The 26,406-nt window shown below is 49.6% G+C and carries 25 protein-coding genes; 4 read left to right on the forward strand and 21 right to left on the reverse strand.

Going from position 1 to position 26,406, the window contains the following annotated elements; all coding sequences use genetic code 11:
• Window positions 1-66 precede the first annotated feature (66 nt).
• From LUCIF_RS08780 to LUCIF_RS08825, 10 genes are all read right to left on the reverse strand, one after another.
• Window positions 67-1,017, reverse strand: coding sequence for a ribose-phosphate diphosphokinase (locus tag LUCIF_RS08780; RefSeq protein WP_207857289.1), 951 nt, complete (start codon window positions 1,015-1,017; stop codon window positions 67-69).
• A gap of 15 nt (window positions 1,018-1,032) precedes the next feature.
• A complete protein-coding gene (gene glmU, locus LUCIF_RS08785) occupies window positions 1,033-2,400 on the reverse strand; it encodes a bifunctional UDP-N-acetylglucosamine diphosphorylase/glucosamine-1-phosphate N-acetyltransferase GlmU (RefSeq protein ID WP_122627500.1) in 1,368 nt (455 codons plus the stop codon).
• A 301-nt stretch (window positions 2,401-2,701) separates the two neighbouring features.
• On the reverse strand, window positions 2,702-3,910 hold the full coding sequence (gene ilvA / locus LUCIF_RS08790) for a threonine ammonia-lyase (RefSeq protein ID WP_122627501.1): 1,209 nt from the start codon (window positions 3,908-3,910) through the stop codon (window positions 2,702-2,704).
• 32 nt (window positions 3,911-3,942) lie between these two features.
• Window positions 3,943-4,758 (reverse strand): pur operon repressor, encoded by an 816-nt coding sequence (gene purR, locus LUCIF_RS08795; protein ID WP_122627502.1) that lies wholly within the window; start codon window positions 4,756-4,758, stop codon window positions 3,943-3,945.
• 253 nt (window positions 4,759-5,011) lie between these two features.
• On the reverse strand, window positions 5,012-5,770 hold the full coding sequence (locus LUCIF_RS08800) for a nucleotidyltransferase family protein (protein ID WP_122627503.1): 759 nt from the start codon (window positions 5,768-5,770) through the stop codon (window positions 5,012-5,014).
• A gap of 65 nt (window positions 5,771-5,835) precedes the next feature.
• Window positions 5,836-6,519, reverse strand: a complete 684-nt coding sequence (locus LUCIF_RS08805; protein WP_122627504.1) for a GntR family transcriptional regulator — start codon at window positions 6,517-6,519, stop codon at window positions 5,836-5,838.
• The gene (gene ispE / locus LUCIF_RS08810; RefSeq protein ID WP_122627505.1) at window positions 6,494-7,387 is read right to left on the reverse strand and encodes a 4-(cytidine 5'-diphospho)-2-C-methyl-D-erythritol kinase; all 894 of its coding nucleotides are present in this window, start codon (window positions 7,385-7,387) and stop codon (window positions 6,494-6,496) included. Before ispE ends, LUCIF_RS08805 begins: the two co-directional genes overlap by 26 nt.
• A 4-nt stretch (window positions 7,388-7,391) precedes the next feature.
• Window positions 7,392-7,862 carry a chemotaxis protein CheW gene (locus LUCIF_RS08815; protein ID WP_122627506.1) on the reverse strand — a complete coding sequence of 157 codons (471 nt, stop codon included), beginning with the start codon at window positions 7,860-7,862 and terminating at the stop codon, window positions 7,392-7,394.
• Window positions 7,863-7,973: 111 nt separating this feature from the next.
• On the reverse strand, window positions 7,974-10,625 hold the full coding sequence (gene cphA / locus LUCIF_RS08820) for a cyanophycin synthetase (RefSeq protein WP_122627507.1): 2,652 nt from the start codon (window positions 10,623-10,625) through the stop codon (window positions 7,974-7,976).
• 13 nt (window positions 10,626-10,638) lie between these two features.
• Entirely contained in the window at window positions 10,639-11,451 is an 813-nt protein-coding gene (locus LUCIF_RS08825; protein WP_122627508.1) for a cyanophycinase, read from the reverse strand.
• A gap of 149 nt (window positions 11,452-11,600) precedes the next feature.
• Here LUCIF_RS08825 and LUCIF_RS08830 point away from each other — a divergent pair, with 149 nt between their 5' ends.
• Window positions 11,601-12,233, forward strand: a complete 633-nt coding sequence (locus tag LUCIF_RS08830; protein ID WP_122627509.1) for a L,D-transpeptidase family protein — start codon at window positions 11,601-11,603, stop codon at window positions 12,231-12,233.
• Here the strand turns inward: LUCIF_RS08830 and LUCIF_RS08835 are convergent.
• The 5 genes from LUCIF_RS08835 to LUCIF_RS08855 form a co-directional block, all read right to left on the reverse strand.
• Entirely contained in the window at window positions 12,195-12,986 is a 792-nt protein-coding gene (locus tag LUCIF_RS08835; RefSeq protein WP_122627510.1) for a HipA family kinase, read from the reverse strand. The two genes, LUCIF_RS08830 and LUCIF_RS08835, sit on opposite strands and share 39 nt — an antisense overlap.
• A 214-nt stretch (window positions 12,987-13,200) precedes the next feature.
• Window positions 13,201-14,034, reverse strand: coding sequence for an SDH family Clp fold serine proteinase (locus LUCIF_RS08840; RefSeq protein WP_122627511.1), 834 nt, complete (start codon window positions 14,032-14,034; stop codon window positions 13,201-13,203).
• 129 nt (window positions 14,035-14,163) lie between these two features.
• The gene (locus LUCIF_RS08845; RefSeq protein ID WP_122627512.1) at window positions 14,164-15,075 is read right to left on the reverse strand and encodes an SPOCS domain-containing protein; all 912 of its coding nucleotides are present in this window, start codon (window positions 15,073-15,075) and stop codon (window positions 14,164-14,166) included.
• A 38-nt stretch (window positions 15,076-15,113) separates the two neighbouring features.
• Entirely contained in the window at window positions 15,114-15,833 is a 720-nt protein-coding gene (locus LUCIF_RS08850; protein WP_207857291.1) for a DUF3794 domain-containing protein, read from the reverse strand.
• A gap of 257 nt (window positions 15,834-16,090) precedes the next feature.
• Window positions 16,091-16,954 (reverse strand): YitT family protein, encoded by an 864-nt coding sequence (locus LUCIF_RS08855; RefSeq protein ID WP_122627513.1) that lies wholly within the window; start codon window positions 16,952-16,954, stop codon window positions 16,091-16,093.
• Between the two features lie 352 nt (window positions 16,955-17,306).
• Here LUCIF_RS08855 and LUCIF_RS08860 point away from each other — a divergent pair, with 352 nt between their 5' ends.
• Window positions 17,307-18,467 carry an ABC transporter substrate-binding protein gene (locus tag LUCIF_RS08860; RefSeq protein ID WP_122627514.1) on the forward strand — a complete coding sequence of 387 codons (1,161 nt, stop codon included), beginning with the start codon at window positions 17,307-17,309 and terminating at the stop codon, window positions 18,465-18,467.
• Between the two features lie 108 nt (window positions 18,468-18,575).
• Here the strand turns inward: LUCIF_RS08860 and LUCIF_RS08865 are convergent, their stop codons facing one another.
• Window positions 18,576-19,517 (reverse strand): 1,4-dihydroxy-2-naphthoate polyprenyltransferase, encoded by a 942-nt coding sequence (locus LUCIF_RS08865; RefSeq protein WP_122627515.1) that lies wholly within the window; start codon window positions 19,515-19,517, stop codon window positions 18,576-18,578.
• Between the two features lie 169 nt (window positions 19,518-19,686).
• On the opposite strand from LUCIF_RS08865, the gene LUCIF_RS08870 reads away from it, so the two are divergent.
• Complete coding sequence (locus LUCIF_RS08870) at window positions 19,687-19,971, forward strand: hypothetical protein (protein WP_122627516.1); 285 nt, start codon at window positions 19,687-19,689, stop codon at window positions 19,969-19,971.
• A gap of 656 nt (window positions 19,972-20,627) precedes the next feature.
• Here the strand turns inward: LUCIF_RS08870 and LUCIF_RS08875 are convergent.
• Together LUCIF_RS08875 and yabG are read right to left on the reverse strand one after the other, a co-directional pair.
• Window positions 20,628-21,389: a CAP domain-containing protein gene (locus tag LUCIF_RS08875; RefSeq protein ID WP_207857295.1), complete on the reverse strand. Its 762-nt coding sequence runs from the start codon at window positions 21,387-21,389 to the stop codon at window positions 20,628-20,630.
• Window positions 21,390-21,564: 175 nt separating this feature from the next.
• A complete protein-coding gene (gene yabG, locus LUCIF_RS08880) occupies window positions 21,565-22,437 on the reverse strand; it encodes a sporulation peptidase YabG (RefSeq protein ID WP_122627517.1) in 873 nt (290 codons plus the stop codon).
• A gap of 165 nt (window positions 22,438-22,602) precedes the next feature.
• On the opposite strand from yabG, the gene LUCIF_RS08885 reads away from it, so the two are divergent.
• Window positions 22,603-23,403 carry a glycosyltransferase family 2 protein gene (locus tag LUCIF_RS08885; RefSeq protein ID WP_122627518.1) on the forward strand — a complete coding sequence of 267 codons (801 nt, stop codon included), beginning with the start codon at window positions 22,603-22,605 and terminating at the stop codon, window positions 23,401-23,403.
• 51 nt (window positions 23,404-23,454) lie between these two features.
• On the opposite strand, the gene rsmA is transcribed toward LUCIF_RS08885, so the two are convergent.
• The 3 genes from rsmA to LUCIF_RS08900 form a co-directional block, all read right to left on the reverse strand.
• Window positions 23,455-24,315, reverse strand: coding sequence for a 16S rRNA (adenine(1518)-N(6)/adenine(1519)-N(6))-dimethyltransferase RsmA (gene rsmA / locus LUCIF_RS08890; protein ID WP_122627519.1), 861 nt, complete (start codon window positions 24,313-24,315; stop codon window positions 23,455-23,457).
• Window positions 24,312-24,857, reverse strand: coding sequence for a ribonuclease M5 (rnmV, locus tag LUCIF_RS08895; protein ID WP_122627520.1), 546 nt, complete (start codon window positions 24,855-24,857; stop codon window positions 24,312-24,314). The genes rsmA and rnmV overlap by 4 nt, the downstream gene beginning before the upstream one ends.
• A 183-nt stretch (window positions 24,858-25,040) precedes the next feature.
• Window positions 25,041-26,033, reverse strand: a complete 993-nt coding sequence (locus tag LUCIF_RS08900; protein WP_122627521.1) for a resuscitation-promoting factor — start codon at window positions 26,031-26,033, stop codon at window positions 25,041-25,043.
• Window positions 26,034-26,406 lie beyond the last annotated feature (373 nt).

Consider the following 26,406-nt stretch of genomic DNA (forward strand, 5'->3'; position numbering starts at 1 on the left):
CCCTTTTCCCAATCACTACTCACACTAAGTTACCACTATTGTTTAATCATCTTACCACTATTATATTTAGTCATCGAATAATTTACTAATGGATAGTTCGCCGAAAATGCGCACGATGGCTTCACCTAACAGCGGCGCCACGGACAACACTTTCACTTTCGGCGAACGTTTCTCCGGCGGTAAGGGAATTGTGTTAGTCACAATGAGCTCGCAAATATTGGAGGCCTCGATCCGCTCGACCGCCGGAGGGCTGAGAACAGCATGGGTGCAACAGGCGTATATATCCTTTGCTCCGTATTTGGCCAGCGCTCTGGCTCCTTCCGTAAGAGAACCGGCCGTATCGACAATATCATCAATAATGACTGCATTTTTACCTTCCACGCTGCCGATTAAGTTCATAACCTCGGCCACTCCCGGCGCCGGACGCCGTTTCTCAATAATAGCAATCTGAGCGTGCAGCCGGTCGGCCAATTGCCGCGCCCGGGTTACACCGCCCAGGTCGGGGGATACAACTACAATATCTTCCAGTTGCTTAGAGCTGATATAGTCCGCTAAAATCGGCACTCCCGGCAGATGATCCACGGGAATATCAAAGAAGCCCTGAATCTGACCGGCATGCAAGTCCATGGTCACTACCCGGGTAACGCCGGCCGTTGTTAAAAGATTGGCCATCAGTTTGGCCGAAATCGGCTCCCGGCCACGGGTTTTGCGGTCTTGCCGGGCATAACCGTAATATGGGACCACGGCGGTAATATGGCGGGCGGAAGCCCGTTTCAGAGCGTCCACCATAATTAAAAGTTCCATCATATTCTCATTGACCGGCTGGCAAGTCGGTTGAACGATAAATACTTCAGTTCCCCGCACACTTTCGTCAATCATGACCTGTATTTCCCCGTTGTTAAACCTTCCGACATAAGCATCTCCCACAACGAGACCCAGATGAGCGGCAATTTCTTCCGCTAAGGCCGGATTGGCATTGCCGCTAAAGATGCGGAGCCTTTTATCATTTTTCAACATTATTAAACCTCCAGATTACTTTCTATGCTTGCCGACCCATCCTTCAATGTTGGCCTGGCGTGCCCGCGCAACGCCCAGGGCGTCCGGCGGCACATCTTTGGTGATGGTGGAACCTGCGGCTACATAAGCGCCGCACCCTACAGTCACCGGCGCAACCAGATTGGTATTACAGCCAATGAAAGAATGATCTTCAATTGTTGTCCGGTGTTTATGCTTGCCGTCGTAATTTACAGTAATGGTGCCTGACCCGATATTCACTCCGGCTCCCATGTCGGTATCGCCAATATAGCTGAGATGGGGAACTTTGCTGCCCGCTCCGACATGGGAATTCTTGATTTCCACAAAATTACCCACCTTAACGCCGCGGGATAACACTGTATCCGGTCTGAGATGCACGTAAGGACCAACGGTCACATTATCTTCTATTGAACATTGATGAGTATACGAAAAATGAAGTGTGACGTTATTGCCGACGAGGGTATCCTGCAGCCGGCTATTAGGACCGATCGTACAGCCGGAACCAATCTTCGTCGCTCCTTCCAGCCAGGTAAAAGGATAAATGACCGTATCCGGCGCAATTATTACCTGTTCATCAACAAAGGTAGAGTCCGGGTCCATAATGGTTACACCGCTGTCCATCAGTTCCTCCAGCTTACGCCGTCGCAGAAGTTTTTCCGCCTCCGCCAGCTGCAACCGGGAATTGATCCCCATGGTTTCCCGGTAATCGGCCGCTTCCATAGCCCAGACTCTGGCGCCCTGGGTTACTAAAATGCTAATGACATCGGTTAGATAATATTCGCCTTGTTTGTTATTACAGGTAATGCCCGACAGGGCATCAAACAGCGGGGCCCGCTCAAAACAGTAAATCCCGGTATTGATTTCGTTGACGGCCAGTTCGCCGGGACCGGCGTCTTTTTGTTCAACAATCTTTTTCACCTGCCCGCCGGCGTCCCGGATCACCCGCCCATATCCGGTCGGATCGGGCATCCGCGCCGTCAATACGGTGGCAACTGCCTGCGCCTCACGATGAGCGGCCAGAAGGTCTGCCAGCAGATCCCCCCGTAAAAGAGGAGTATCCCCGCACAGTACCATCACCGTACCCTCAAAATCGGCCAGTTTCGTTTCAGTTTGTATAACGGCGTGACCTGTTCCCAACTGTTCCGTTTGTACAACAAATTCCGCCCGGCCGTCCAACGCTTCCGCCACACTTTCCGCGCCAAAACCGATAATCACAAGATTCCTGCCGGCACCAGCCTTTTTTGCCGCCTCCAGCACATGCTGCACCATCGGTTTGCCGCCTACGGTATGCAGCACTTTGGGTAACGCCGACTTCATGCGGGTGCCCTTTCCCGCCGCCAGAATTACCGCTGCCATATCAGACATTTCCGTTCCTCCTTGTTGGGGTAGACTTTAGCATATCATGCTTTAATCCGTCTCCCGCCATGGTAACTAGTTTGACTCATTTATACAAAAGCCTTTATTCTCTTCGACATAATCGGCTATATTCCTTTTGAGTGAAAAATGCAAATTTCATAAAATTGCTGCGGCAAATAAGGAAAAAGCCATTCCTAACTAGGCCAGCGGGTTTCCGGACGGCGTCCGAACCGGCTATGCAAGTTTGAACAGCTTTCTTGAGCCCGCTTAAAAGCAGTAGCTACCTCTTTTTCAGCAGTCTCTTCTTGCTTTATAACACTTCTACCACATATCCTTCCCGCCTCAGGCCGGATAAGATCTCTTCCGTATGTAAGGCATCCCTGGTTTCCAGACCGATTTCAATGACGGCCTGCCCCAGCGGTACGGCCCGTTCCACCCGGTCGTGATATACATGAATCACATTGGCCTGCAGCCTGGCAATGATGGACAGCACCCGCTGCAACGCTCCCGGCCTGTCAACCACCAGCGTGGATATCCGTACACGCCGTCCGGCTTTCACCAGACCACGCTCAATAATCCGGGAAATAAAATTCACATCAATATTACCGCCGGAAATAACGCTAACGATTTTCCCTTTTGCAGGAATCTTATTATGTAAAATAGCAGCAAGAGAAACGGCTCCGGCCCCTTCAGCCAGCATTTTGGCCCGTTCCAGCAGCATCAGAATGGTACCTGCCGTGGCTTCGTCATCCACAACCACCATATCATCAACATATTTATCAATAATGGCAAAGGTTAAATTTCCCGGTTCTTTTACGGCAATTCCGTCGGCCATAGTCACTGCATCCGGTGTTGTTTTCAATTCATGGGCCCGCTTGGACATATAGATAGCCGGCGCTCCCTTGGCCTGTACTCCATAGATCTTGACATGGGGAGCCATTTCCTTGACCGCCATGGAAATTCCAGCCAGAAGACCACCGCCGCCGGCCGGAGCGACAATGGCCGAAACATCGGTGAGATCCTCCAGTATTTCCAGTCCGATCGTTCCCTGTCCGGCAATTACTGCCCGGTCATTAAAGGCATGCACCACGGTTTGACCGGTTTGCGCCTGAATTTCTTCCACTTTCCGGAATGCTTCGTCGTAGACGCTGCCACTTAACACCACTTCGGCCCCATAGCCTCTGGTCGCCATGATTTTGGCCAGTGGGGCAACTTCCGGCATGACGATGGTGGCCTTAATGCCCGCCGCTCTCGCAGCATAAGCAACTCCCTGGGCATGATTGCCGGCGGAGGCGGCAATTACGCCTTTTTCCTTTTCCGCATCGCTAAGGGTCTGGATTTTATTATATGCGCCCCGTATTTTAAACGAACCCGTCTTCTGCAAATTCTCCAGTTTAAGATACACTTCGGAACCAGTCATCGAACTAAATGTCTGACTGAGGTCAAGAGGGGTGTGGTGAATCACGCCCCGTAAAATGGAATAGGCCTGTTCAATGTCTTCCAATCGTAACCCTTGCATGACCCTGCCTCCTTGCAATCGCTTCCGCCGGTTCAGTCGGTAAACGCCGGCCGGATATCTATTGTCTTAGTATGCTCTTCCATGTCATGTAAAATAAGCAAGGCCAAATAATCTTCCACCAGTTTTTTCTGCGGTTCCGCGGTAGCAACTAATACGCCGGTCCCTACGACATCCGCTCCCACCTCGCCGGCCAGGTCGATCATTCCCCGGGCCGTACCGCCCGCCTTCATAAAGTCATCAATGATCAGTACTTTGCTACCGGGACGGATAGCCCGCTTCGGCAGCGACATAGTCTGAATCCGTTTGGATGAACCGGTTACATAATTGATACTGACCGTAGACCCTTCAGTCACCTTGGCATCCCGTCGCACCATAACCAGCGGCAGGTTAAAGGCCCGGGCCGTCATAAAAGCCAGGGGAATTCCCTTAGTTTCTACGGTCATAATATAATCGGGTGATTTCCGGTGAAATTTGGTCATAAATATTTCTCCTACCTGGACCATCAGCGAAGAGGTAAATAAAATATCCAGCATATACAAAAAACCGCCGGGAATCATGCGGTCGGGAGTTGCCAGCTTCGTCGCCAACTCCGTCAGCAACCGGTTGGTCCCGTCACCGCTGCGATACGGTAAAAAACGCACGCCGCCCGCCGCACCGGCTACCGTTTCCAATGTTCCAAAACCGCACCGGCCGAGCCCGTCCCGGATTGTTACCATATCCTCACTCAGAGTGGACTTCGCCGTTCCGAACATATCACTGAACTGAGTAAGGGAAAACAAGTGGCAGGGATTATCCACCAACAGTTTCGTCAAGGCCACGACCCGCTCCATTCTCCGTACTTTCTCCATAACCTAATCCTCCATTGTCAGGATAACAACGAACATTACCACTGATAAAAATATTTTTGTTCAGATTCTCTATAGACCTGACAATTCCTGCTCCCCGTTAAAAAAATATTGTAAGAAAAACCCGAAGGGTTTTCAAATGGAAGGAAAGTATTTTACTTTTCGGCTTTCTTAAAAAGAATGTGTTATTTGGAAACAATCTGAAAAGTTATACTTTCTGTTACTGTAAAAAAAGACACAGAATGCTCTGTGTCTTTTATACCGGCGCTTTAACGGCGGTGCGTACCATTTCCAGATCGCTTGGTTTATCCACATCAATGCCCAGTTCCGGATAATGGGATTGAATCACAGCCCCCCTGATATGCAATAATTCGGAAACCCGCCTTTCCACCTCTCTAAGCCGCAGTGTCCCCGCCAAAAAACGAAAAACGAACGTCCAGCCCAACATCTGGCATAATTTAAACGGACGTTTGCGATTATCAATAATTTTCCGGGCCAGGTCCATGCAATGCGGTACAATCCGGGGATCCACCAAAAACAAATTGCCCCCTGTATACACCCCTTCTTTCAACCGTACATAGGTACGCTGATTTCCGGGATAATGGCGTTCATTGACCTCTTTGGGAACGACCGGATAATATAAATCGGCTGTTCCCCCGGAACACTGGCCGATAAAATCATCAACCGCATCCGCCGTAAGCAAGGGAATATCCGCCGTAGCCACCAGTACCTTGTCACTATGGCCCAGTGCCTCCATACCCAGCGCGATCGTGTCCATAATGGTTGCGCCGCCTTCGACGATAATGACGGAGGAAGGAAAACCGCATTGCCCCAGTTCCCGAGCCGGCCCAATCACTAATATCCGTCCGACTTGACGACTTTGCAGCAGCGCATTAACTACAAACGTAACCATTGGTTTACCGTCAATATCAATTAACGCTTCATAGGACTGTGAAGAAAACCGGCTCAACTGCTTATTATTCTGTCCGCCTGCCAGAATCAGGGCATCATACATAGGTGCGATCCTCCTAAACGATACATAGAAACTATTAATGAGCCGGCGCCGTCCGGTTCCATCCGTTAACTCTGGCGACGGGCATTCATATCCATCAGTAAAGCCTGTTCCGCATTTTCCATATGTTCCCGGGCCACTCGCTGAGCTGCTTCGCCATCACGCTGTGCAATTGCCTCTACCAAGCGGCTGTGCTCCTCCAGGGTATTTTTCAAGCGGCCGGGAAAGGCCATGGAAATGCTGCGAAAACGTGTAAATTGCTCTCGCAGGTTGTTAATAATTCCTACCAGACGGTCGTTACGGCAGGCTTGATACAAAATGTCATGAAACTTACTGTCTGCCTCAACAATCTTATCTACGTCCTCCTGGTCAATATACTCGCCAATTTCCACCAGCAGGCGTTCCATCTGTTCCAGTTCCTCTTCCGTGATCCGTTCGGCAGCCAGTCCTGCCGCCAGCACGTCCAACGCTGTCCGGATTTCATATACCTCATTGACATCCTTAATCGATAAATCCGCAACATAGGTACCACGCCTTGGCATCATAACCACAAAGCCTTCCAGTTCCAATTTACGGATGGCTTCCCGGACAGGTGTCCGGCTAACGCCCAGTTCCTCTGCCAATTGGATCTCCATGATACGCTCCCCGGGCTTTAAGACCCCGTTGATAATGGCTTCCCGCAGCGTTTCACTGACCACTTCCCGCAACGGTTTGTAACTGTCCAGTCTAATCGGCAATAATCGCCGCTCCATTTTCTCCCTCCCCATCTGCTACACTGCGCGCTATCATAATCCGCGTTCCCTGGTCATCCTGCAGCCGGGCGGCAATACGCCCGGCTTCCTCCCGGCAGCGGACCAAACCAAACACCGTTGGTCCGCTGCCCGACATCAGGCAATGCCCGGCTCCACAATGCAGCAATCTTGTTTTTAGTTCATTAACGGCCGGATAAGCCGGAATCGTTACACTTTCCAGCACATTGGAAAATCGCGCCGCCACTCCCTGCAAATCCTTTTCCGTCAATGCCGCCCGCATTCCCGCCAGGTCCGGATGCTCCTTCACCGCCTCTGCCCGGTATTGCCGGTAAACCCAGGCGGTAGACACTTCCACAGGCGGCTTGGCAAGCACAAAATAGCAGAAAGGCAAGTCGGGCAGGGGGGATACCACTTCCCCCCGCCCGGTAGCCAACATGGTTCCGCCGTGAAGACAAAAAGGTACATCCGAGCCAAGGGAAGCCGCCAGCCTCTCCAGTTCGGACGAGCTCCGGCGTAAATTCCATAAGGTGTTCAGTCCTTTCAGCACTGCTGCTGCATCCGTACTGCCGCCGGCCAAACCCGCTGCCAGCGGTATGTGTTTTTCGAGAGCAATATGAACCCCCTGCCGGACATTGTAAGTATCGGCCAGCAGCTTAGCGGCCCGGTAAGCCAGATTATCCTCTCCGTCACTTAATCCGGAAACATCCACGGACAGCGTGATTCCGCTTCCCCTCGGGGTAAGACGGACAATATCGGCCAAATCAATGGATTGCATGATCATAGCCACTTCATGATATCCGTCGTCGCGCTTGCCCAGAATGTCCAATGCCAGATTAATCTTAGCATATGCCTTTAGAATCAGAGACATGATATCAGACTTTCATTTCCCGCAGGGCGATTGCTTCCTGCGTCGTTAAAATTTTATCAATGTCCAATAAAATAACCAGCCGTCCCTCAACCTTACCCACGCCATGAATATACTGGCTGTCCAGCACAAACGTTGGCGGGGGCGGTTCTACGGCATCGGCGGCAAGACGGATTACCTCGGTCACAGCGTCCACCGTAATGCCGACGGTCTGGCCGTTGACTTCCACGATGATAATTCTTGTATCATCACTATGTTCCAGCATCGGCAGCTGGAAGCGTTTGCGGAGGTCGATAACCGGAATAATCCGCCCGCGCAAATTAATAATTCCCTCAACAAACGACGGAGTCTGCGGCAATTTTGTTATTGGAACCAAGCGATTGATTTCCTGTACTTTAGTAATCGGTAAGCCATATTCTTCCTGGGAAAGACGAAAAATAACCAACTGCAATTCCTGGCCGGTTTGGACGTTTTCCATATAAGCGCACCTCCACATACGATAAAGTTGATGTATAATTCTACATTATGGAAGCTTTCGCCTGCATCCGGCCCGGATTTTTTTCTAATACTTCCCTGCTCTATCCCATTTTTACAGAATACTGCCGCTGGCCACAATGACTTGGTCCACCGGCTGCGAAGGGAGAGAAACCATTTCTTCCCGTTGCCGGAACTCTTGGATAACCTTCATGATCCGGTCATATTTTTCGTAAAATACGATGATCAGATCGCCGGCCTTGGCTGCTTGCAGCGCCGCCAGCACGGCCTGCCCTTCCTCCAGCACAATGTGCATCTTTTCCGGCGCCATGGAATCCAGTGCCCCCTGCTGCAGCAGGACGGCCACTTCGCCTGGCGCCCGCCCTCTAAGATCGGCGTCTTCCTTAATATAAATAACGTCAAAACCCTGCCCGGCAATCCGGCCTATATGCAATAGTACGTCATTTCGCCTGTCGCCGGGTGCGCCGATCACACCGACCAGCCGGGAAGCCCCCATCCTGCCGGCTGTTGCCAGCAGGGCCTGATAGCCGGCCGGATTGTGGCCATAATCCACACAGACCCGGAACTGGCCGAATGTTTCGACGGTCAACCGTCCCGGATTATGCTCAAAGGTCGACAGTCCTTTGCGGATATATGCCAAAGGGATATTATAGCTATAGCAGGCAGCAGCGGCTATAACAGCGTTTTGCACATTATGGGTGGCAATACCGCCCATGGTTACCGGAATATCGGCCACATGAATAACCGGCCGGGCCAGGCTGCCGCAAGCGGCATAAATAATATGGTCTTTTACCAAAAAAGCTTTGCCGCCCGCTCCCAAGTGTCTGCGAACTACAATATTGTCCGGGTAAATACTGCTGAAAACGATCTCGCCCCGCGCCCGGGGAAGCAGCGAGACAACATAAGGGTCATCCGCATTTAAAATGGCGGCACCTTCCGGCTTCACCGTCTCAATAATCAGGGATTTTAAATAAGAAAGATCCTCCAAATCTTCAATCCCATCCTGCCCAAAATGATCTTCCGTAATATTGGTAATAATCCCCACATCGCAGGTATCAAATGCCAGCCCGCCCCGTACAATGCCGCCCCGGGCCACTTCCAACACCGCCGCCTCCACCAGGGGATCGGTCAATACATTACGGGAACTCCGGGGACCGGTGGTATCCCCCCGTTCTACACAATAGCCGTCAATATAAATTCCTTCCGTTGTCGCCATGCCTACTTTATAACCGGCCAATTGCCAAATATGGCTGATCATCCGGGTTACCGTTGTTTTGCCGTTAGTACCCGTAATGGCCGTAATCGGAATCCGTCCGCTTCCGGCGGCGGGAAATAAGTGGTCTACAATAGCACCGGCCACATCCCGCGGTTTGCCGGCATAAGGAAAATGATGCATCCGGATACCAGGCGCGGCATTTATTTCAATAATGGCGCCGTTTTCCCGGGAAATGGGGCGGGCAATGTCCTGCGCTACCACATCGATGCCGGCAATATCCAGGCCGACGATACGGGCCGCTCTTTCTACCAGCCGGGCATTGTCGGGATGAACAATGTCGGTTACATCCACAGCCGTACCGCCGGTACTTAAATTAGCGCTTTCCCGTAAATAAACAACTTGTCCCGCTGCCGGCACCGATGCGCCGGTAAATTGCTGCTTGTCCAAAACCATCCTGGCAATGTCGTCTAATTTAATTTTAGTCAGCGGCTTTTCATGGTATTCGCCCCGCCTTGGATCTTCATTGACCCGATTCACCAGTTCAGCCACGTTATGAACACCGTCCCCCATGACGTAGGCCGGAATGCGTTCGGAAGCGGCTACCATTTTATAACCTACAATACACAAGCGGTATTGCCGGCCGGTTATATATTCCTCCACTAATACCCGCCGGTCATATTGACTCGCCACCGCAAAGGCCTGCTCTACTTCGGCGGCACTGTTGATTTTCACTGTTACGCCTTTTCCCTGATTACTGCTCAGAGGCTTGACCGCAACACAGCCGCCTATCTGCTGCCAAGCCCGGACTGCCTGTGCCGCATCTTCCACCAGCAGGGAAAAAGGTACAGGAATCCCGTTGTTAACCAAAAATTGATTGGTCAGATATTTGTCGCAGGCCAAGTCCGCCGCCAACGCCCCGGTTTTGCCGGTAATGGTGGCCCAAATTCTCTGCTGACGGCAGCCATACCCCAGAACCAGTAAATTTTCCGCACCGATCCGCGTAACTGGGATATTGCGTTTTACCGCCGCCTCATAAATAGCCTGAGTGCTCGGCCCTAACTGGTACCGTTCCGCTGCCGCCCGTACCTTGTTCACTGCCTCGCTCAGGCTAAATTCCTGCCGGCCTAATACGGCGAGCAGCAATTTTTCTGTTTCCGCTACGGTTTGCATTGCAGCTGCCTGCACGCTATAGCCGATAATAACGTCATATACTCCGTCCCGTCCGCTGTGGCGCGTTTTGCCGAAACGGACATCGTAGCCGGCCAGATTCTGTATTTCTAAAGCCACATGCTCGAAAATATGCCCCAGGTAGGTTCCTTCGGCCAACCGTTCCACAAAGCCTCCCTCCCTTCCCCGGGAACAACAATGCGTTTGCAGACCGGGCAGCAATTCCAGCACACGGTCAATAAACCCGTCTATGGCGTTACTGGGTATATTCTCATACTCGCCAATGTCCAGCATTACCCTAAGTACCGGGCGATAACTGTACACATTAGGCCCCTCCAGTACGCGCACCGACAGAACTTGCATGAATAAGCCTCCTTTAAGAACCACAGATATACGGCCGCCGCCGCTTTAAATCATAACCAAAACCGGCCGGCAGAATATGCAGCAAAACATTGGTAATCGCCAGCGGTTCATAGGTTTGGGACTCGGAAATATTGGAGTACATTATATGTTTCCCGTCGATAATTGTCACTGTCTGCGAGCCAATCACCTCGCATCTGGCATCAGGTGTCACAGCTAAAGCAGTATCTTCGTCAATTCCGACACCGAGAATATACGGGTTTTGCGCCACCGTCGCCAGTAACCGGTTAATCCGGCCCCGCTGGGCAAAGTGCTGATCAACCACGACTTCCTCCAGCAAGCCCATCCCGTGCGCCATGCTGAGGGTGGACTTTTTTGGCGTATCATTCGAATCTCCCTCGACAATCATCGTGTCGCTCATCACCGACGCGCCGGCGCTTGTACCGGCAATCACCGTGCCCCGGCTGTAGGCGCGGCGCAAAGCGTTGTCAACTTCGGAGCCGCCCAGGATACTGGTAAGACGAAGCTGGTCGCCGCCGGTCAAAAACAGGCCGGTAGCGGTCTCGATTTCCGCTGTCTGGCGGGGGGTATTGGCCATCTCCCGGTCGGCTATATATAAAATAACAACACTTTCCGCTCCCAGGGCCAAAAACAGTTGGCGGTACTGGTCGCCTACCTCGCGGGGATATTCCGTCGCTGTTGTCACAATTGCAATTTTAGCATCCCGGCCGCCGGCCATTTCTATAAACTTTTTTAATATTAGACAATCGCCTGTTTTGTCTTCATTGCCGCCGATAATCAACAAATTTCCTGTTACTTTATCTCCCATGCATAACCTCCGTCATTCAGTCATACAATGCTATTTTTGCCAATGACACCTAATATTTATACAAAAATCTCTGGGAAAAACACCTGCTCCGCTTTGCTTTCATATAATATGGCAAATAAAATAAGCCCATAATTAAAGGAGGTTCCAGGATGGATCTCAGGATACTCTATCCGCCATGCAGTGTAAAACGAGTTGTCTTTACTGAAGATTCCGTTCACCCAATGCTAAATAGAATCCAGACATTACTAAAAAATCGTGGCCTCTATCAGGGTGAATACCATGGCAAATATGACGCCGCAACGCAGGAAGCGGTAGCTTTGTTTCAGGAAGGAGAAAACCTAAAAGTCACCGGCAACGTAAATCCTATTACGGTTTGCCGTCTTGAACAGGCGGTTACCTGGGAAGTGGTTCCGGTAAAAAACAAAATGCGCAGCAATTTTGCCTTGCCCCGGGCCAACATTCTTATTACCAAGAGTACCCGTCAACTCACCCTGTTCAACGGCAACAGCCCGTTCCGTCATTTTCCGGTAGCGATCGGTAAGCCGTCAACCCCCACTCCGTCAGGCAACTACGCTGTTGCCACCAAAGTAATAAACCCAGGCGGAATGCTGGGCACCCGTTGGCTGGGTCTTACTTTGCCGTCGTATGGTATTCATGGTACCAGTGCTCCCTGGCTGATCGGAAAAATGGTCTCCCATGGCTGCATTCGCATGTACAACGAGAATGTGGAAGAATTATTTGTTTTAGTCAGTGTCGGTACGCCGGTGTACATCCGGGATTAGAGAACACAGCCGGGAGGCTATTTCCTTCACCATATCCCGCCGCGTCAGCAAAAATAAAAACAAGGCCTCCCGCTCATCTTCCCGTGGCAGCCATTCCCAAGGGATATCATCCACCAAAATAGCCAGTTCCTCATCGGTAATCTGTTCAAATTTCCGCACATAAGGCTGAAAATGACGGGCTGACAAAAAGTGCTTCAATAACATGCCATAAGCACGCCGGTGATTCACTTTAATTTCTCCGGCCAGTGTCCTGAGTGATTCAATATTCCACACACCCCGCCGGAATAAATGAGAGTTGTCGATCGCATAAACCCGGTAACCTTCCTTTTCCCGGCGAATTAAGAGGTTTTTGCGATTCCATATCCGGTCCCAGTTATGAAACAAATGGTCGAATAAAATGACGCCGGCCATTTGTTCTTTATTAATGGCCTTCGAAAGACTGTACCGTTCCACATACCGGGTGGAACTTATATATTGGCAGGCAAAATGAGGTCCCGGCGCCATGCCTTTAACCTGTCTATATTTATTGCCGGCTAATAAGCGGTCACTGATCATTATCAAGTCGCTGGGCGGAAAACACAGTTCCATCATCTGACCGATACGGGCGGCCAGCCATTCATTGACCAGAACTTTAGCGCCCATACGGTTTTTCTGCAATTTTACGACATAGAGCTTGTGATTGTCTGCCCGGAATACTTGCGGTGTCGTTACACCAACTCCCATTGGTCCCATATATTCTACGGCAACTAACACATTTTTACCCCCTTGTCGACTATCCCACATTTCGCATCCTGAACTTATGGTGGCAATGCAGGGGACTGCGAAAAATGGGACTATAACAATTCAGTACAGTATATGCGCCAGGTACAAAAAAGGTATAAGAAAAACCGCTTGACGCGTTTTTTTGGTAATTGAGAATTGGGTTTTGGGGGTTGGGGATGAATGTGTCCAAAAAAGAAAAGCCGCGTCAGCGGCTTTTCTTGGCATCCTGGTGACTGTAGGGAACGGGAATATACTGGACTGAGGGACGGCGCTGCGCCGGCTGCGGGTAAAGCTCCATCAAATCGTAAATTTCCGGCGGCAAATCCGGATTAACCGGCAGGTTCATTGCTGCCAGCTTATCGCAAGTAATTGGATAGTCATGGGTCCAGCGCCCTTCCGTCAGGGTATGAGCTAACTGTCCGGCTTCCACCGGCGACAATTTATTCAACAACAAAGTCGTTAAAAATTCCTCCACCTGCTTCATTGCCTTTTGGGCCATATCGGCCAAAATCAGCGTATTATCATCAATCCGGTTAATTTTCTTTTGTTTAACCACTTCAAGGATGGAGGCAGCCGGATACTGGCCCAGTTGAGGATCTACCGGTCCCAGAACGGCGTTGCAATCCATGACAATTTCATCAGCGGCCAAAGCGATCATTGTGCCGCCGCTCATGGCGTAGTGGGGTATAAACACAGTTACCTTAGCCTTATGTCTCGTCAAGGCATGAGCGATCTGCTCCGATGCCAGAACCAGCCCACCGGGCGTATGTAAAACAATATCCAGCGGCATATCGTCTGGGGTCAGACGAATAGCCCGTAAAACCTGCTCAGAATCTTCAATATTGATATACCGGCTGATCGGCACCCCTAACAGGCTGATCGCCTCCTGTCGATGGATCAGCGTAATTAAGCGTGAGCCGCGTTTCTCCTCAAAGGTGCGCACAAGCCGGAGCCTGGCTTTTTCAATATTCTGTTGTTTGAGCATGGGCCAAATGCTAAATACTAAAAACAGCAGCCAAAAAATTCCGGTCCAATCCATCTCTTAGCCCCCCCTAACATTATATATCCGGAATATTGGCTGTTTCGTCTCAAAAATCCTTTTTTCGCTCTTGACGTGAGGAAAAAGCAAAAAGACCGCAACCTGGTTGCGGCCTCTACGCATCAGCATTTATCCCTTGGTTGTTGTGATTCCCGTTACATCGAGCAGCCAACTGGCGATCCAGCCGGTCGTATTCCCGTCGGGCAGTACAACCTTATACCAGCCGAAAGCAGAGTCCTTGATGGTAACAACATCCCCTTTATTCACCTTGGCAACTACAGGGAAATTAGTTCCCGGGCCGGTACGGACATTTACACGGTTGCCAGTTACCGTTGCCGTTCCGGCAGGAGCCATTGAGGTCCCCGCTGTCGGCGTAATTCCCGGGCCGCTAACCATCACATTCTCAGGACAATAACCGCTAGGCTGCATTGCCGGAGTTGCTTCCGGATTCATGCCGGCACCCAAATTACCGGCCATGGGGCCTTCTGTTACTCCCATTTCACCGGCGGGAGGAACGGGATATACATCCATCTGGGTTGTCGTCGTTACCCGGGCCCATACTTTCAATACAATGGTAATATGCATCTGACGCGGCGTTGCCGGATCAAAATCATAATTAATTAAATCTACTGTCGCGTCGGCCGACGCAGTCATTCCCGGTATCGTGCCGTCAATTTCCACATCCCGTGTCCAGTGAACAGCTTCGGTTTCAAACGCGTGGACCGGTTGGTCCGGCAAATTAGCCACATACATTACCTTAACATCTAATTCGCCCCGGACAATGACCCGGTCTTTAATCACATCAATGGTCTTGACTTCCACATCTTTGACATAGACGTCAATGATCTGCTCCATATCGGGTTTGGGCGATGGCACAATCATGTCAAATTCAACGACCCGCTGAGCGTAATTAGCGCCCAGTACCTGCTCTACTTCAATTGTCTCCGGACCGGGCGGCGGAAAACCGCACATTGTTTCATCCATGTTTGTCGTTTCTGGTCCCATAGTACTGCCGGTGTTTTGCCTTAGTTTTTCAGCCAACTTTCTCCCCCCTTTTTATCCACCTTGCATAGCTCCTGTCATCCTTTAGGCGCAACAGGCGGCATAGGCGGTGCGGGCGGCACAGCGGGGCTGAGCATAACTTCCCGGTCCGCCATAACCTTGGCCGTGACGGTAAGCACGATGGAAACATCAAATTCCCGGTTGCATTCCTGAATCTGGACCACGACTTCCTCTGCTGCTGCTGCTGTTTCAGTAGCAGGAGCAGGACCGCATTCTTCGGCGGCAGGTGCGGTAGGAGCGGCGGTCTCGCAGCATTCGACTTCGTCGTCATCCTCCTCATCAGGTACATAATTTTTGTACTTATACGCACGGCTTAGTCTATGCACATCATAATCAACAAAGTCGACAACCACACTGGCATCGGCATCCATGCCCCGGCGGGCTCCCGGTATGGTAACATCCTGCGACCACTTCACATTTCGTACTTCCACGGCATGTACGGCTTGATCCGGCACACAAGCAACATAAATAGCCTTAATTTCAAAATCGCCCCGGACAATGACCCGGTCATTGAGGATATCTACTGAATTGACTTCCACGTCTTTGACGAAAACATCGATAATTTGTTCAATAGCCGGTTTCTGCCGCGGCACAACAACATGAATATCCATAACCTTTTGCTGCTGTTGCTCGCCGATAATCTGACGTACCACGATTGTCTGCGGTCCGGTTTGCTCGCCTAATGTGCACTGGTTTCCCCAGTAATTTGCCTGACGGAGATCTTTATCGTCCACCACAAACTTTCCCCCCTTTTGTATGTTCTATTTCATATATATGTTGAATCCCGGTCTTATGTGACAGATAATGCAACATCCGTCGGAGAATCCTTTTTTTTGTTATATTCTATGCGGAGTCCACCGGTTTTGGCACAAAGAAAAACCGCTAGCGCGTTTTTTCGGCTCAAGGCGCAGGGCTCAGTGCGCTGAAAAGCCCAAAAAAGACATCCGGATTTAATCATCCGGATGTCTTTTTTCTCCGATCCTACTCTCTCTAGTTATTCGCAATTAACCCGGTGGGCTCCCGGCAAGGTAAAGCCCCGCCCCATAACTTCCGCCGCGTCGCTGACAATCATGAAGGCACAAGGGTCGGCTCCCTGCACCAGCAACTTAATCTTAGCAATCTGCGTTAGACTCACCACAACAAAAATTACCTGTTTCTCCTGACGCGTAAAGGCTCCTTCCCCGTTCAAAATGGTGACGCCCCGGCCCACTTCTTTTAAAATCGCTTCGACAATTTGTTCTGTATTATAGGAAACGATAAATACTGTCTTTTTGCGATTAAAGCCTTCCACGACCTTATCGGTAACGTTGGCACCGACAAACATGGAAATTAACGTCAAAAAAGCGGGTTTCAAACCAAACAGGACGGCGGCGATCAACATGAGCACGCAATTGACCGCAAAGCCGACTGCACCAAAATTAAAGGAATAGTACTTCTTCACTATGGCCGCTACGATATCCAGCCCGCCGCCGCTGCCATTAGCACGAAAGATAATGCCTGAACCGATCCCGCTGATCACGCCGCCTGCCAATCCGGCCAAAAGCGGGTCATCTAAAGGACTGTAACTGGATAAAAACTGCAAGGCGTCTACAGCAACGGAAAAAATAATCGCACCGTAGACCGTCCGGATAGTAAAATCTTTTCCTAATAATTTATAAGAAGCAAAAAGCAAGGGTATATTCATCAAAAATATTTGCACACCAATAGGCAGTCCAAATAAAAAATAAAATATCATCGCTATGCCGCTTACACCGCCGCTCAGCAGATGATGCGGCACTAAAAAAAGGTCGATGGACGCGCTGCTGATAAGGCACCCCAACCCAACGTACAAATACTGCCAATACTGTTGTTTATTCATAGCATTCCTCCACTTTTAATTCGATACTCTTTCATGTCCTTCCCATCCTATTCCGTTTCTATTCGCAACCATTTCATAAATATCCTTCCGCTCCCGATAACTGCCACAAAATTCCCGCAATAAAGCGAAAAATTGATGTGGAAGTATTTTGCTCGTGGATATAGCATATATTTGTCTCCCACGGACGTTAATAGAACAAATTGCCAATTAACCGGCTTTGACGGGGTATGGCAAGAGGTCTATAATTGTTACATGTATACATTATACCTTTAATCGGTGTGCACTACCAAAATACAAAATGCTTCATCCAATACAATTGAATAATTATGTTTAATGATGCAGGAGGATGACAATGAAGAAAAGAAAGATGACCCTTTTGGCCGGTGCGTTAGCCCTTCTTACTGCGGTAGCGGCCGGCTGCGGCGGTAACAAGGCGCAAACCAATGATATAAAAATCGGCGCCAATTTTGAACTGACCGGCGGAGTAGCCCAATATGGACAATCCACCGTCAATGGAATTAAACTGGCCATTAAACAGGCCAATGCCGCCGGTGGTATTATGGGAAAACAGCTTACACTGGTTGTTGCCGACAATAAATCGGAACCGTCTGAATCAGCCAATGCAACAACAAAGTTAATTACCCAGGATAAAGTTGTGGCAATCATCGGCCCGGCTGCCAGTTCTAATGTGTTAGCATCCGCTCAGATTGCCGAGGATAACAAAATCCCTCTACTTACTCCGACCGGTACCAATCCACAAATTACCGTGGCCAATGGCAAAGTAAGAGATTTTCTTTTCCGCTCATGCTTTACCGATCCCTTTCAAGGCAAGATTATGGCCAATTTTGCCACCAATAGCCTGAAAGCCAAAACAGCGGCAATTTATACGGACAGTTCTTCCGATTATTCCAAAGGTCTGTCGAAGAATTTCGAAGCGGCTTTTGTAAAAAATGGCGGTCAAATCGTAGACAAAGAAGCTTTTCTGCAAAAAGACCAGGATTTCAAGGCAACCTTGACCAAAATCAAAACAGCCAATCCCGACATCGTTTATATCCCCGCTTATTATGAGGAAGTCAGTAAAATTGTCAAACAGGCTCGTGAAATGGGTATTACAGCGCCATTACTGGGCAGTGACGGCTGGGATTCACCCAAATTAGTGGATATTGCCGGGCCGGCCGCTCTGAATAATACGTTTTTTACCAACCACTATTCGTCCCAGGATAAAGATCCGCGGGTCCAAAAATTCATTGCCGAATATAAGCAGGAATACGGCCAGGAGCCGGATGCTTTCGCCGTACTCGGCTATGACGGCGCCCGTATGCTGATTGATGCCATAAAACGGGCCAACAGCACCGATCCGGTTAAGATCAAAGACGCTTTGGCCCAAACCAAGAATCTGCAGCTAATCACCGGCATACTCTCGGTTGACGCCAACCATGACCCGGTAAAAAGCGCCGTCATTATCGAATTGAAAGACGGTAAACAAACCTTTAAGGAAAAAATCAATCCCTAAGGGAAAGACTGATACATAAAAACAGGTCCGTAACCTTTATAAGAAAGGTACGGACCTGTTTTTCTCATTTTCAGATGGCTTTTCAGGGCCTGCCGCCTTTGCCCTGCGTCAATTGTATTGAAATAATAGCACCAGCGCCAGCAGCAGGCCAAACAGGGTGTTGGTTTGCGCCGTAGCTTTCATCGCCGGCATCATTTGCCGGGGCGTTGTTTTTCCCCGGAACCCTTTAACAGCTTGAATCGCCTTGGGCAAACTGCCAAAGGCCAGCAAGGCCCCCCACGGCAGAACACCGCTGAAAACCAGCCCCAAAAGCCATACATAGGCAATACTGAAAATAACGGTTAAACAAACAACGGCCCGTTTATGGCCCAGTAAAATGGCCAGCGTTCGCCGTCCGTTTTTCCGGTCTCCCTCTAAATCACGAATGTTGTTAGCCATTAAGATAGCGCCAATCAAAAATGACACAGGAATTGACACAAGCACACTGCTCAACGTAACGGAACCGGTCTGAATATAAAAGGAAAGCAGAATAATGACCAGTCCCATAAAAGTGCCGGCAACCACTTCGCCAAAGGGAGTCGCGGCAATGGGCCGGGGTCCGCCGGAATAAAGATACCCCGCCATGATACATACTGCGCCGATAGGCAGCAACCACCAGCTCGTTGCCGATGCGAGATAGAATCCTAAAAATAAGGCCGCAACGATAAAACCGGACGCCAAGGTTAAAACCAAGTGCGGCGCAACTCCTTCCCGGACAATGGCGCCGCCAATCCCCACGGACTGTTCATTATCCAAGCCGCGTACAAAATCATAATACTCATTAAAAGCATTCGTGGCAACTTGAATCAGCATGCAGGCCAACAACATGGCAAAAAACAAGTTAAGCTTTACCGGCTTTAGCGGCAGCGCCAGCACAGTACCAATCGCAACGGGAACAAAAGCTGCCGTCAGGGTATGGGGGCGCAGCAGGTTCCACCACACGGCCCAATTTTTGCCGGCCGGCAGAGCCAATAATTGCTCTGGTTCTTTTATTTTTATTTTCGTAGTCATAAAATTCTCCTCGTAATCCCGTTTGTTTTAACCTATATTTTTATAGTAACCGATTTGCTACGAATAGTAAATTGGGGAAAAAAAACTGCGCACCCGTAAAGAAATATCATAGTTATCGGCATCATAACATATTTTGAAGCAAGACCATTATTTGTATGGAGTGGGGATTTTGGACGACATGTTTTTATTTAATCTGGATCCTAACGAGCTTGCCCTGGTAGGGTTTTTGGTTGGTTTTGCCATAGCTCAGGAAAATCTCAGTATTGAAGAACAGTTTATTATCAGCAGCTTTTTAGCTTTAATAGGACAAACTTTATCAACCATTGCGACACAGCGGGTATTACTCAAAGTGCTGCAGCAAACGGACGACCAGGATCAAACCAAAAAATTGCTGGAACAAATCAAACAATTACAAATAGAAATTGACCAACTAAAAGGGAAAAAAAATGACTAAATCGAGTGCAAATTATGTAAAAAAACATAACCTTTTTCCCAACAACCTCATAAGATATAACAAATGGTTCCGCTTCAAGGAAAATTAGAGGAGGTCATGTATGTGAAATATGGATATTGCCCCAAATGTGGGTATCCTCAGCATTTATGCAAATGCCATTTGTACCATGAGCCGGGTATGAATTGGGGAGAAATGTCAGGTTATCCTGAAATGAAATGCAAAAAAGAAATGTGCCCCCCTCCCATACAGTGCCATATACCGGAATGCAAGCCGGAAAAAGAGTGTGTTAAGACCTTAAAGTATGTATTTAAGCTTTATAAAACTTGCAAGTTTCATATGTGTATGATTTGCCCTGTTTGCGGTCATGAATTTGATTATAACCGTCATCACGGCGTATGTCCCAAATGTATGATGCATACAGACGATCCACCCGATGATATGTAAAGCAAGACCGCCAATGCGTTCTTGCGGCCCGGGGCTCAAAGCACAGGGCGCAAAAGACCTGTGTATTAACCGGACCTGTTGCAAACGCCGGATAACGCTCCGCCTGAATATGAGCTTCTAAATTATGTAAAGCCTGCGGTTATCCCGCAGGCTTTTGTATTCTAACTTAATGGAAACCGCTAAAAAATGGGATCAATGCACTTTTTAACAGACTAGCGGCCGATAAATTCCTGGGCAACGTAAACTGAACCATTGCTGCTCCGGGTCACGCCAATGCCGACATCGGTATAATGAGGATTCAGGATATTGGCCCGGTGGCCTGCGCTGTTCATAAACGCAGTTTCAGCAGCGGCAACATTTTGATTGATAGCCAGATTTTCCCCGGCATATACATAGCTGATGCCGGCTTGCCTCATCCGGTCAAACGGGGATTGTCCTTCGGGATTGGTATGGGAAAAGAAATTACGGCGAACCATATCTTGCGTATAACTCTCCGCCAAAGCCGTAAGCTGGGAATTCAGCCGGAGAGCAGGCAGCCCCTGGGCAGCCCGGTCGGCATTCAGCAAGCGTAACGCCTGTTGCTCGTCACTAGAAACGGCGCTGCCGGCGGAATTGGACGCCGGTGAAGTGTTAGAAGCAGGTGGCGTTGTTACGGTAGTTGCCGGACTGGGAATTGTCATCCAATTCGGATTGCTTACTGCATTGGAACTAAATCCCGGCTTGTCCACCGTCCAAAGATTAGAAGCCGCAGGATAGCTGTTGGAAGGCATACGATAGGTATACCCGGCCGGCAAAAACGACCCGAAAGTCAGGTAGTTTCCCCAGCCGCCATACCAGGAGGGACCGTTCCACGTATTTCCCCAGGCAGCCGCTGCCGTCACTGCCGGAAAGACGGTCGCCCAGGAAAGGGTAACCAGAGACAAGGATACCAAGCTGAGAACAAAAATACGCAGGACCTTGTTTAAATATTGCACTTGATCTTCCTTTCTCTAAATAATAAGTTACAATCCCGAATACAGTGTTACTATTTCGACTGCTCTGCTATAAAATCCTGTCTAACTTTTCTGTTAATTGTTTACAAACCCGTTGTGTTTTAAGCAGTCCAGGCAGACAAGGTTGCCGGATCAGGCAGCCTTGTCTGAATACTGCTCAATACGGGGTTTTGGGCATACCCAGCCGGAATTTCCCCCTTGTTTCCACCCCGCCGACCCCTTCGATGCCGGTGACAGACGCTACAATGGCTTCATTTACATTGACCGTATTGCCTATTGGCGTATATGCCACCTTTTCCGCAATAAATACCGGGTCATAGGCATGAATAAAAATCCGGGTGGGAGAACTGGCAAAATTGGCACCGGCTCCCAGGATGGCTTCAAAATGGGATTGGCAGGCTCCGGCAAAAATAACCAGATCATCGCGGGAAGGCTGGTAAAGGCGGACATTTCTTACCGCCCGGACAAAATGCTTAGAATTCCGGTAGTTGTTAATATCCCGCAGGTCTTTTTTCCCCCCGCCAATCAATGCGTCATGACCGGTAAGCACAATAATGTCCGGCCAGTGATCTTTCAGCAAATCCACGATATGGTCAGGCTGCTGCTCTTCCGGCATCCACTTGCCCACAGCGTCTATATTCAGTTGATGATATGTTTTCAAACACATCTTTAAATATTCTTCATCCCCGTCCAAATGAAGCACCCGTCCGGGCAATTCAAAGGAACCGTATTTTTTCGCCGCCCCGGAACGAAGTAAATCCGATCGTTGCCGTTCCCTGGTCCGGCGCAGCATAACCCGTTTTAAATTCTCATTATGCAAACTTTCCATTCGCACAATCTCATTACGCAGATGTTCCGCCGACACCCGTTCCAAATCGTCAATCGGGGCATCGGCGACCAGGCGCAGGTGCAATCCTTTGAGAGCGCAGTGCGTTAGGTTAGCCTCGTCACAAAAAATATCGGTCACTTTAAAAACAATATCGCCGCCATGTGACTTCCGTACAACCAGGTCGCCTACTGTTATGGACATATTTCTCCCTCCCCTCGGTTATTACATACTATGTGTCACACGAATGATTTGCCATCGAATTTTTCCCGTCCGGTACAAGTCGCAAATACAAGCACCTATCAATATACTATAGTAGGTTGCCTAGGCTCATAGGCAGCGCCTGATAATCACAGAGGTGATAGCCACATGATCACCGTAGTCGTTCCAGCAAAGAATGAGGCCGGCCGTATTGTGACGGTACTGCAAAATTTGGGGACTTTACCCGTTGACCACATTATCCTCGTAGCAAATGGATCGAAAGACGCAACCATGCAAGAAGTGCTGCGCATGCGGCTTCCCAAACTACAAATCCTTTATTTTCATGAATGCCTGGGCATCGATGTTCCCAGAGCAATCGGCGCCAAGGTGGCCGCCTCGCTGGGAAGCGACGTGGTTGTTTTTGTTGATGGTGACATGGTAGGAACCTTTAACGAAAATCTTATTGAACTGGCTGATGGAATCCTGTTAAAGCACCTCGATATGGCCCTGACTAATTGCTATCCTTCTCCTCCCCGCCATATTGAACGGTATAACCCCACCTTTCAGTGGCGCCTTAATTTAAACAAAGAAATTGGTCTGGAAAAAAAAATTAATCTGGCAACACCTGCTCACGGCCCCCACGCCGTATCCCGGCGCCTTCTGGAATCCATTCCCATCCGTGAACTTGCCATTCCACCTGTCAGCATCGCTCTGGCAAGAATGCATAAACTGCGTATTGATGTGGCAACTACCATTCCTCATTACCGCCTGGGTTCTTCCATCAAAAACCAAATCCATACCAACAAAATTATTGATACCATTGTTGGTGATTGTCTCGAAGGAATTGCCGTTTTTCATGACCAGCCACGCACCCGCCAGTGGCAAAATAAAACATATCTGGGTTATCACAGTGAACGCCGTTTTGATCTTTTGGATCACTTTTTAAATGAAAATCAATCTTCCACATAACATAAGAGCAGCTCTTGGCTAAGAGCTGCTCTTATGTTGCATCCGTTTTGCTTAGGATCCTTGCTCCTGTTCGGTCCAGGCATTGGCCACAGCGGCAAATTCCGCCAGGGACAGGGTTTCACCCCGCCGCATTCCATCTATCCCGGCCGTATTCAGGATTCCGTTCACCTGCGGGGCATCCAGCCCGGCGGCTTTTAATGCATTATGCAAGGTTTTACGGCGTTGTGCGAAGGCAGCCTTGACAACCCGGAAAAATCGTGTCTCATCCTGCACGTCCACAAGAGGCTGCTGCCGTACCGTACAACGGATGACTGCCGATTCTACCGCCGGTTGCGGAATAAAGGAGGAAGGCGGCACGAAAAACATAATCTCCGGCAGAGTATAATATTGGACCGCCACCGACAAGGCGCCATAATCCTTACCTCCCGGTGAAGCAATCATCCGTTCCGCTACTTCCTTTTGAACCATCGTAACCAAAACTTCAATCGGCAACCGTTCTTCCAGGAGCTTCATGATAATCGGCGTTGTAATATAATATGGTAAATTCGCAACCACCTTATATTTAGGCACCGTTATTTCCCGGGAAATGTCGATACGTAGCACATCACCCTGAATAATACGCACATTATCATATCCAGCCAGCGTTTTAGCCAGTACATCGGGCAGGCGCTTATCCAGTTCCACCGCTACTACCTGACTGCCGGCCTCGGCCAGCCCCTGGGTCAGCGTACCGATACCCGGTCCGATTTCGAGAATGGTATCCCCGCTGCCGGCCCCCGCTGCAGCCACAATTCCTTGCACGACGTGTTCATCAATCAAAAAATTCTGACCTAATTTTTTACTGGCATGGAGGTTAAAGGTTTTTAAAATATGCAGTGTAACATCTTTTCTGGCAATCTTCGGCTGAATCATATCGGGCCGGCCTCCATTTGCGCCACAGCCCGGCTGAATTCTTCCCGGCTGACGCCATAGTGATTGAGACGGTATAAAAAACTCTTGGCATTTGCATAACCGATACCCAGCATCTCACCTAGTACCGCCCGCCGCTCTGCCGCGTCAGGCCCGCCGGATAAACGGTTCTGCAATAGATCCTGCTGCAAGAACTCTTCCCGGGGCTGCCATGTCAGATAACGGATTTTAGCCAGTGCCGCCCGGATAGCCTCCGGCGAAGCCTGCTCAATACCCACATCCTGATTGGCTGTGGCGTCCCGCCGCGGCACAAAAGCGTGTTTGGCCAGAGGAAACCGCTCCTTTAAATAATTGCGGATCCGTTCGCCGGCACTATCCGGATCGGTCAATATAATCAAGCCCCGTTTTTGATAGGCTTGTTCGATTCTATGCAAAATAAGCGGTCCCAGTGTAAAACCGCCGGTAGCAATGCATTCCGCATCCACGGCCCGTTTTATGGCGGCAATATCCTGTTTTCCTTCCACAACAATTACTTCTTTAATCATTTCGGTCCTTTCTGAGAAAGACCGCTAATGCGGTCTTTCGGTAATTGGTAACAGGAGATTGGTAATTGGAAAAAGACAGGATACGAAAAGCCGGAACGGCGCAGCGTTGATGAGAGGATTCTTCTGTCGTTAATGGTTATTATACCTGGGAGCAAAAACCAACAGGGATACCCCTGTTGGTTTTTAATCTGCCAGAATATACACCTTGACCGTTTGGTGTCCAAACGACCAGGCCTCATTGGAATTTTCCATACACAAATCGATCCGGTTGCCGGTTATGGCTGAACCCGTATCGGCCGCCAAGGCTAATCCATAGCCGGGAATAAACAATCTGGTGCCGAGACGGATTACGCTAGGATCAACCGCCACAATACCGCGCCGGGCCGGTATACCGCTAGCCGTAATTCCTTCCGACGATCCGTCAGTGGGAAGATAGGCTGTAGCCCGCATCCATTCCACCCGCCGGAAACGCATTTCCCCCCGGGATGTTTCCACGGTATCGCGCGTACCGACTTTAATAATCTGCGGTTTCGCTTCCCGGATGATTTTTTCTTCTACCGGCTCAGAGCCAACTTGCTGTCCGTCTGCAAACTTCAGCCGGATACTCACCGTTTTAGCACCATTCTGGCCGTTCTCCACTACCTGCTCCTGTCCTTGTTCCATATCGGAATCAGGCTGGCGGACAACCGGATAAGGAATGCTCTCTTCCTGGCTAATTGTCTTTTCAGTTAAGACAATTGCCTGAATCTGCATATTTGGCGTTACTTTTGTGTTTTCATCCGGAACCAGTTTAATATGGTCCGCCGGAATTCCTAACGCATGGGCGGCTTCCCCCACCGTTGGTTTGTTGGTAATTACCTTGCGGGTCTCCCCCCGGTAAACAAGGGTTACTGGTGCGGCGCGATCTACTTCAATCGTACTGCCGTTGACAAGTTTTCCTGTTGACAACCGGTATTCGTCGTTGGGACCTAATGTTACTCCTGCTTGCAACAACACTTCCTGTGGATTATTGTATAGTGTGCTTACATTTAAATTCTTACCATCGACTACAATATGTACCGTCTTGTGCGCCCAAACAAACCCGGTTGCCACCAGTGATGCCACGATGACTGCCCCGATTAGCAGCATCCTCATCTTTCGCCCGCGAAAAGCCTTTTTGGGCAAAACATCACTCATGTATTTCCCCCTTTCTGAACGCTCGTAAAATTGTACCATAAATGGTATCAGCTTGTCAAACCATCCACTCTTTCCCTGTCCTCAAAGTATTTCCCTGCCTTGGAAATCCTATTCATACCCGGAAAAGGAAAAACCGCAACGCGGTTTTTCGGCTCATGGCGCAGAGCCCTGGGCACTGAAAAACCCGGCAAAAGGCTTCTGGCAAATCTTTGCTCTTCCAGGCAGAAAAAAGGTCTTGTTATAAGCGGATTAGGTGACACAACGGCGCGGCGCTGATAAGGGATTCTCTGCTGTTAACAGTTGCCGGTCCATAAGAAAGACCGCTGACGCGGTCTTTCAGTCCATATCACAAGGCCCGGGACGCCAAAATCTT

Origin of the sequence: Allolucifera butyrica, assembly GCF_900476375.1 — a bacterium.
In the GTDB taxonomy this organism is placed as follows: Bacteria; Bacillota; Negativicutes; order Sporomusales; family UPPP01; genus Lucifera; species Lucifera butyrica.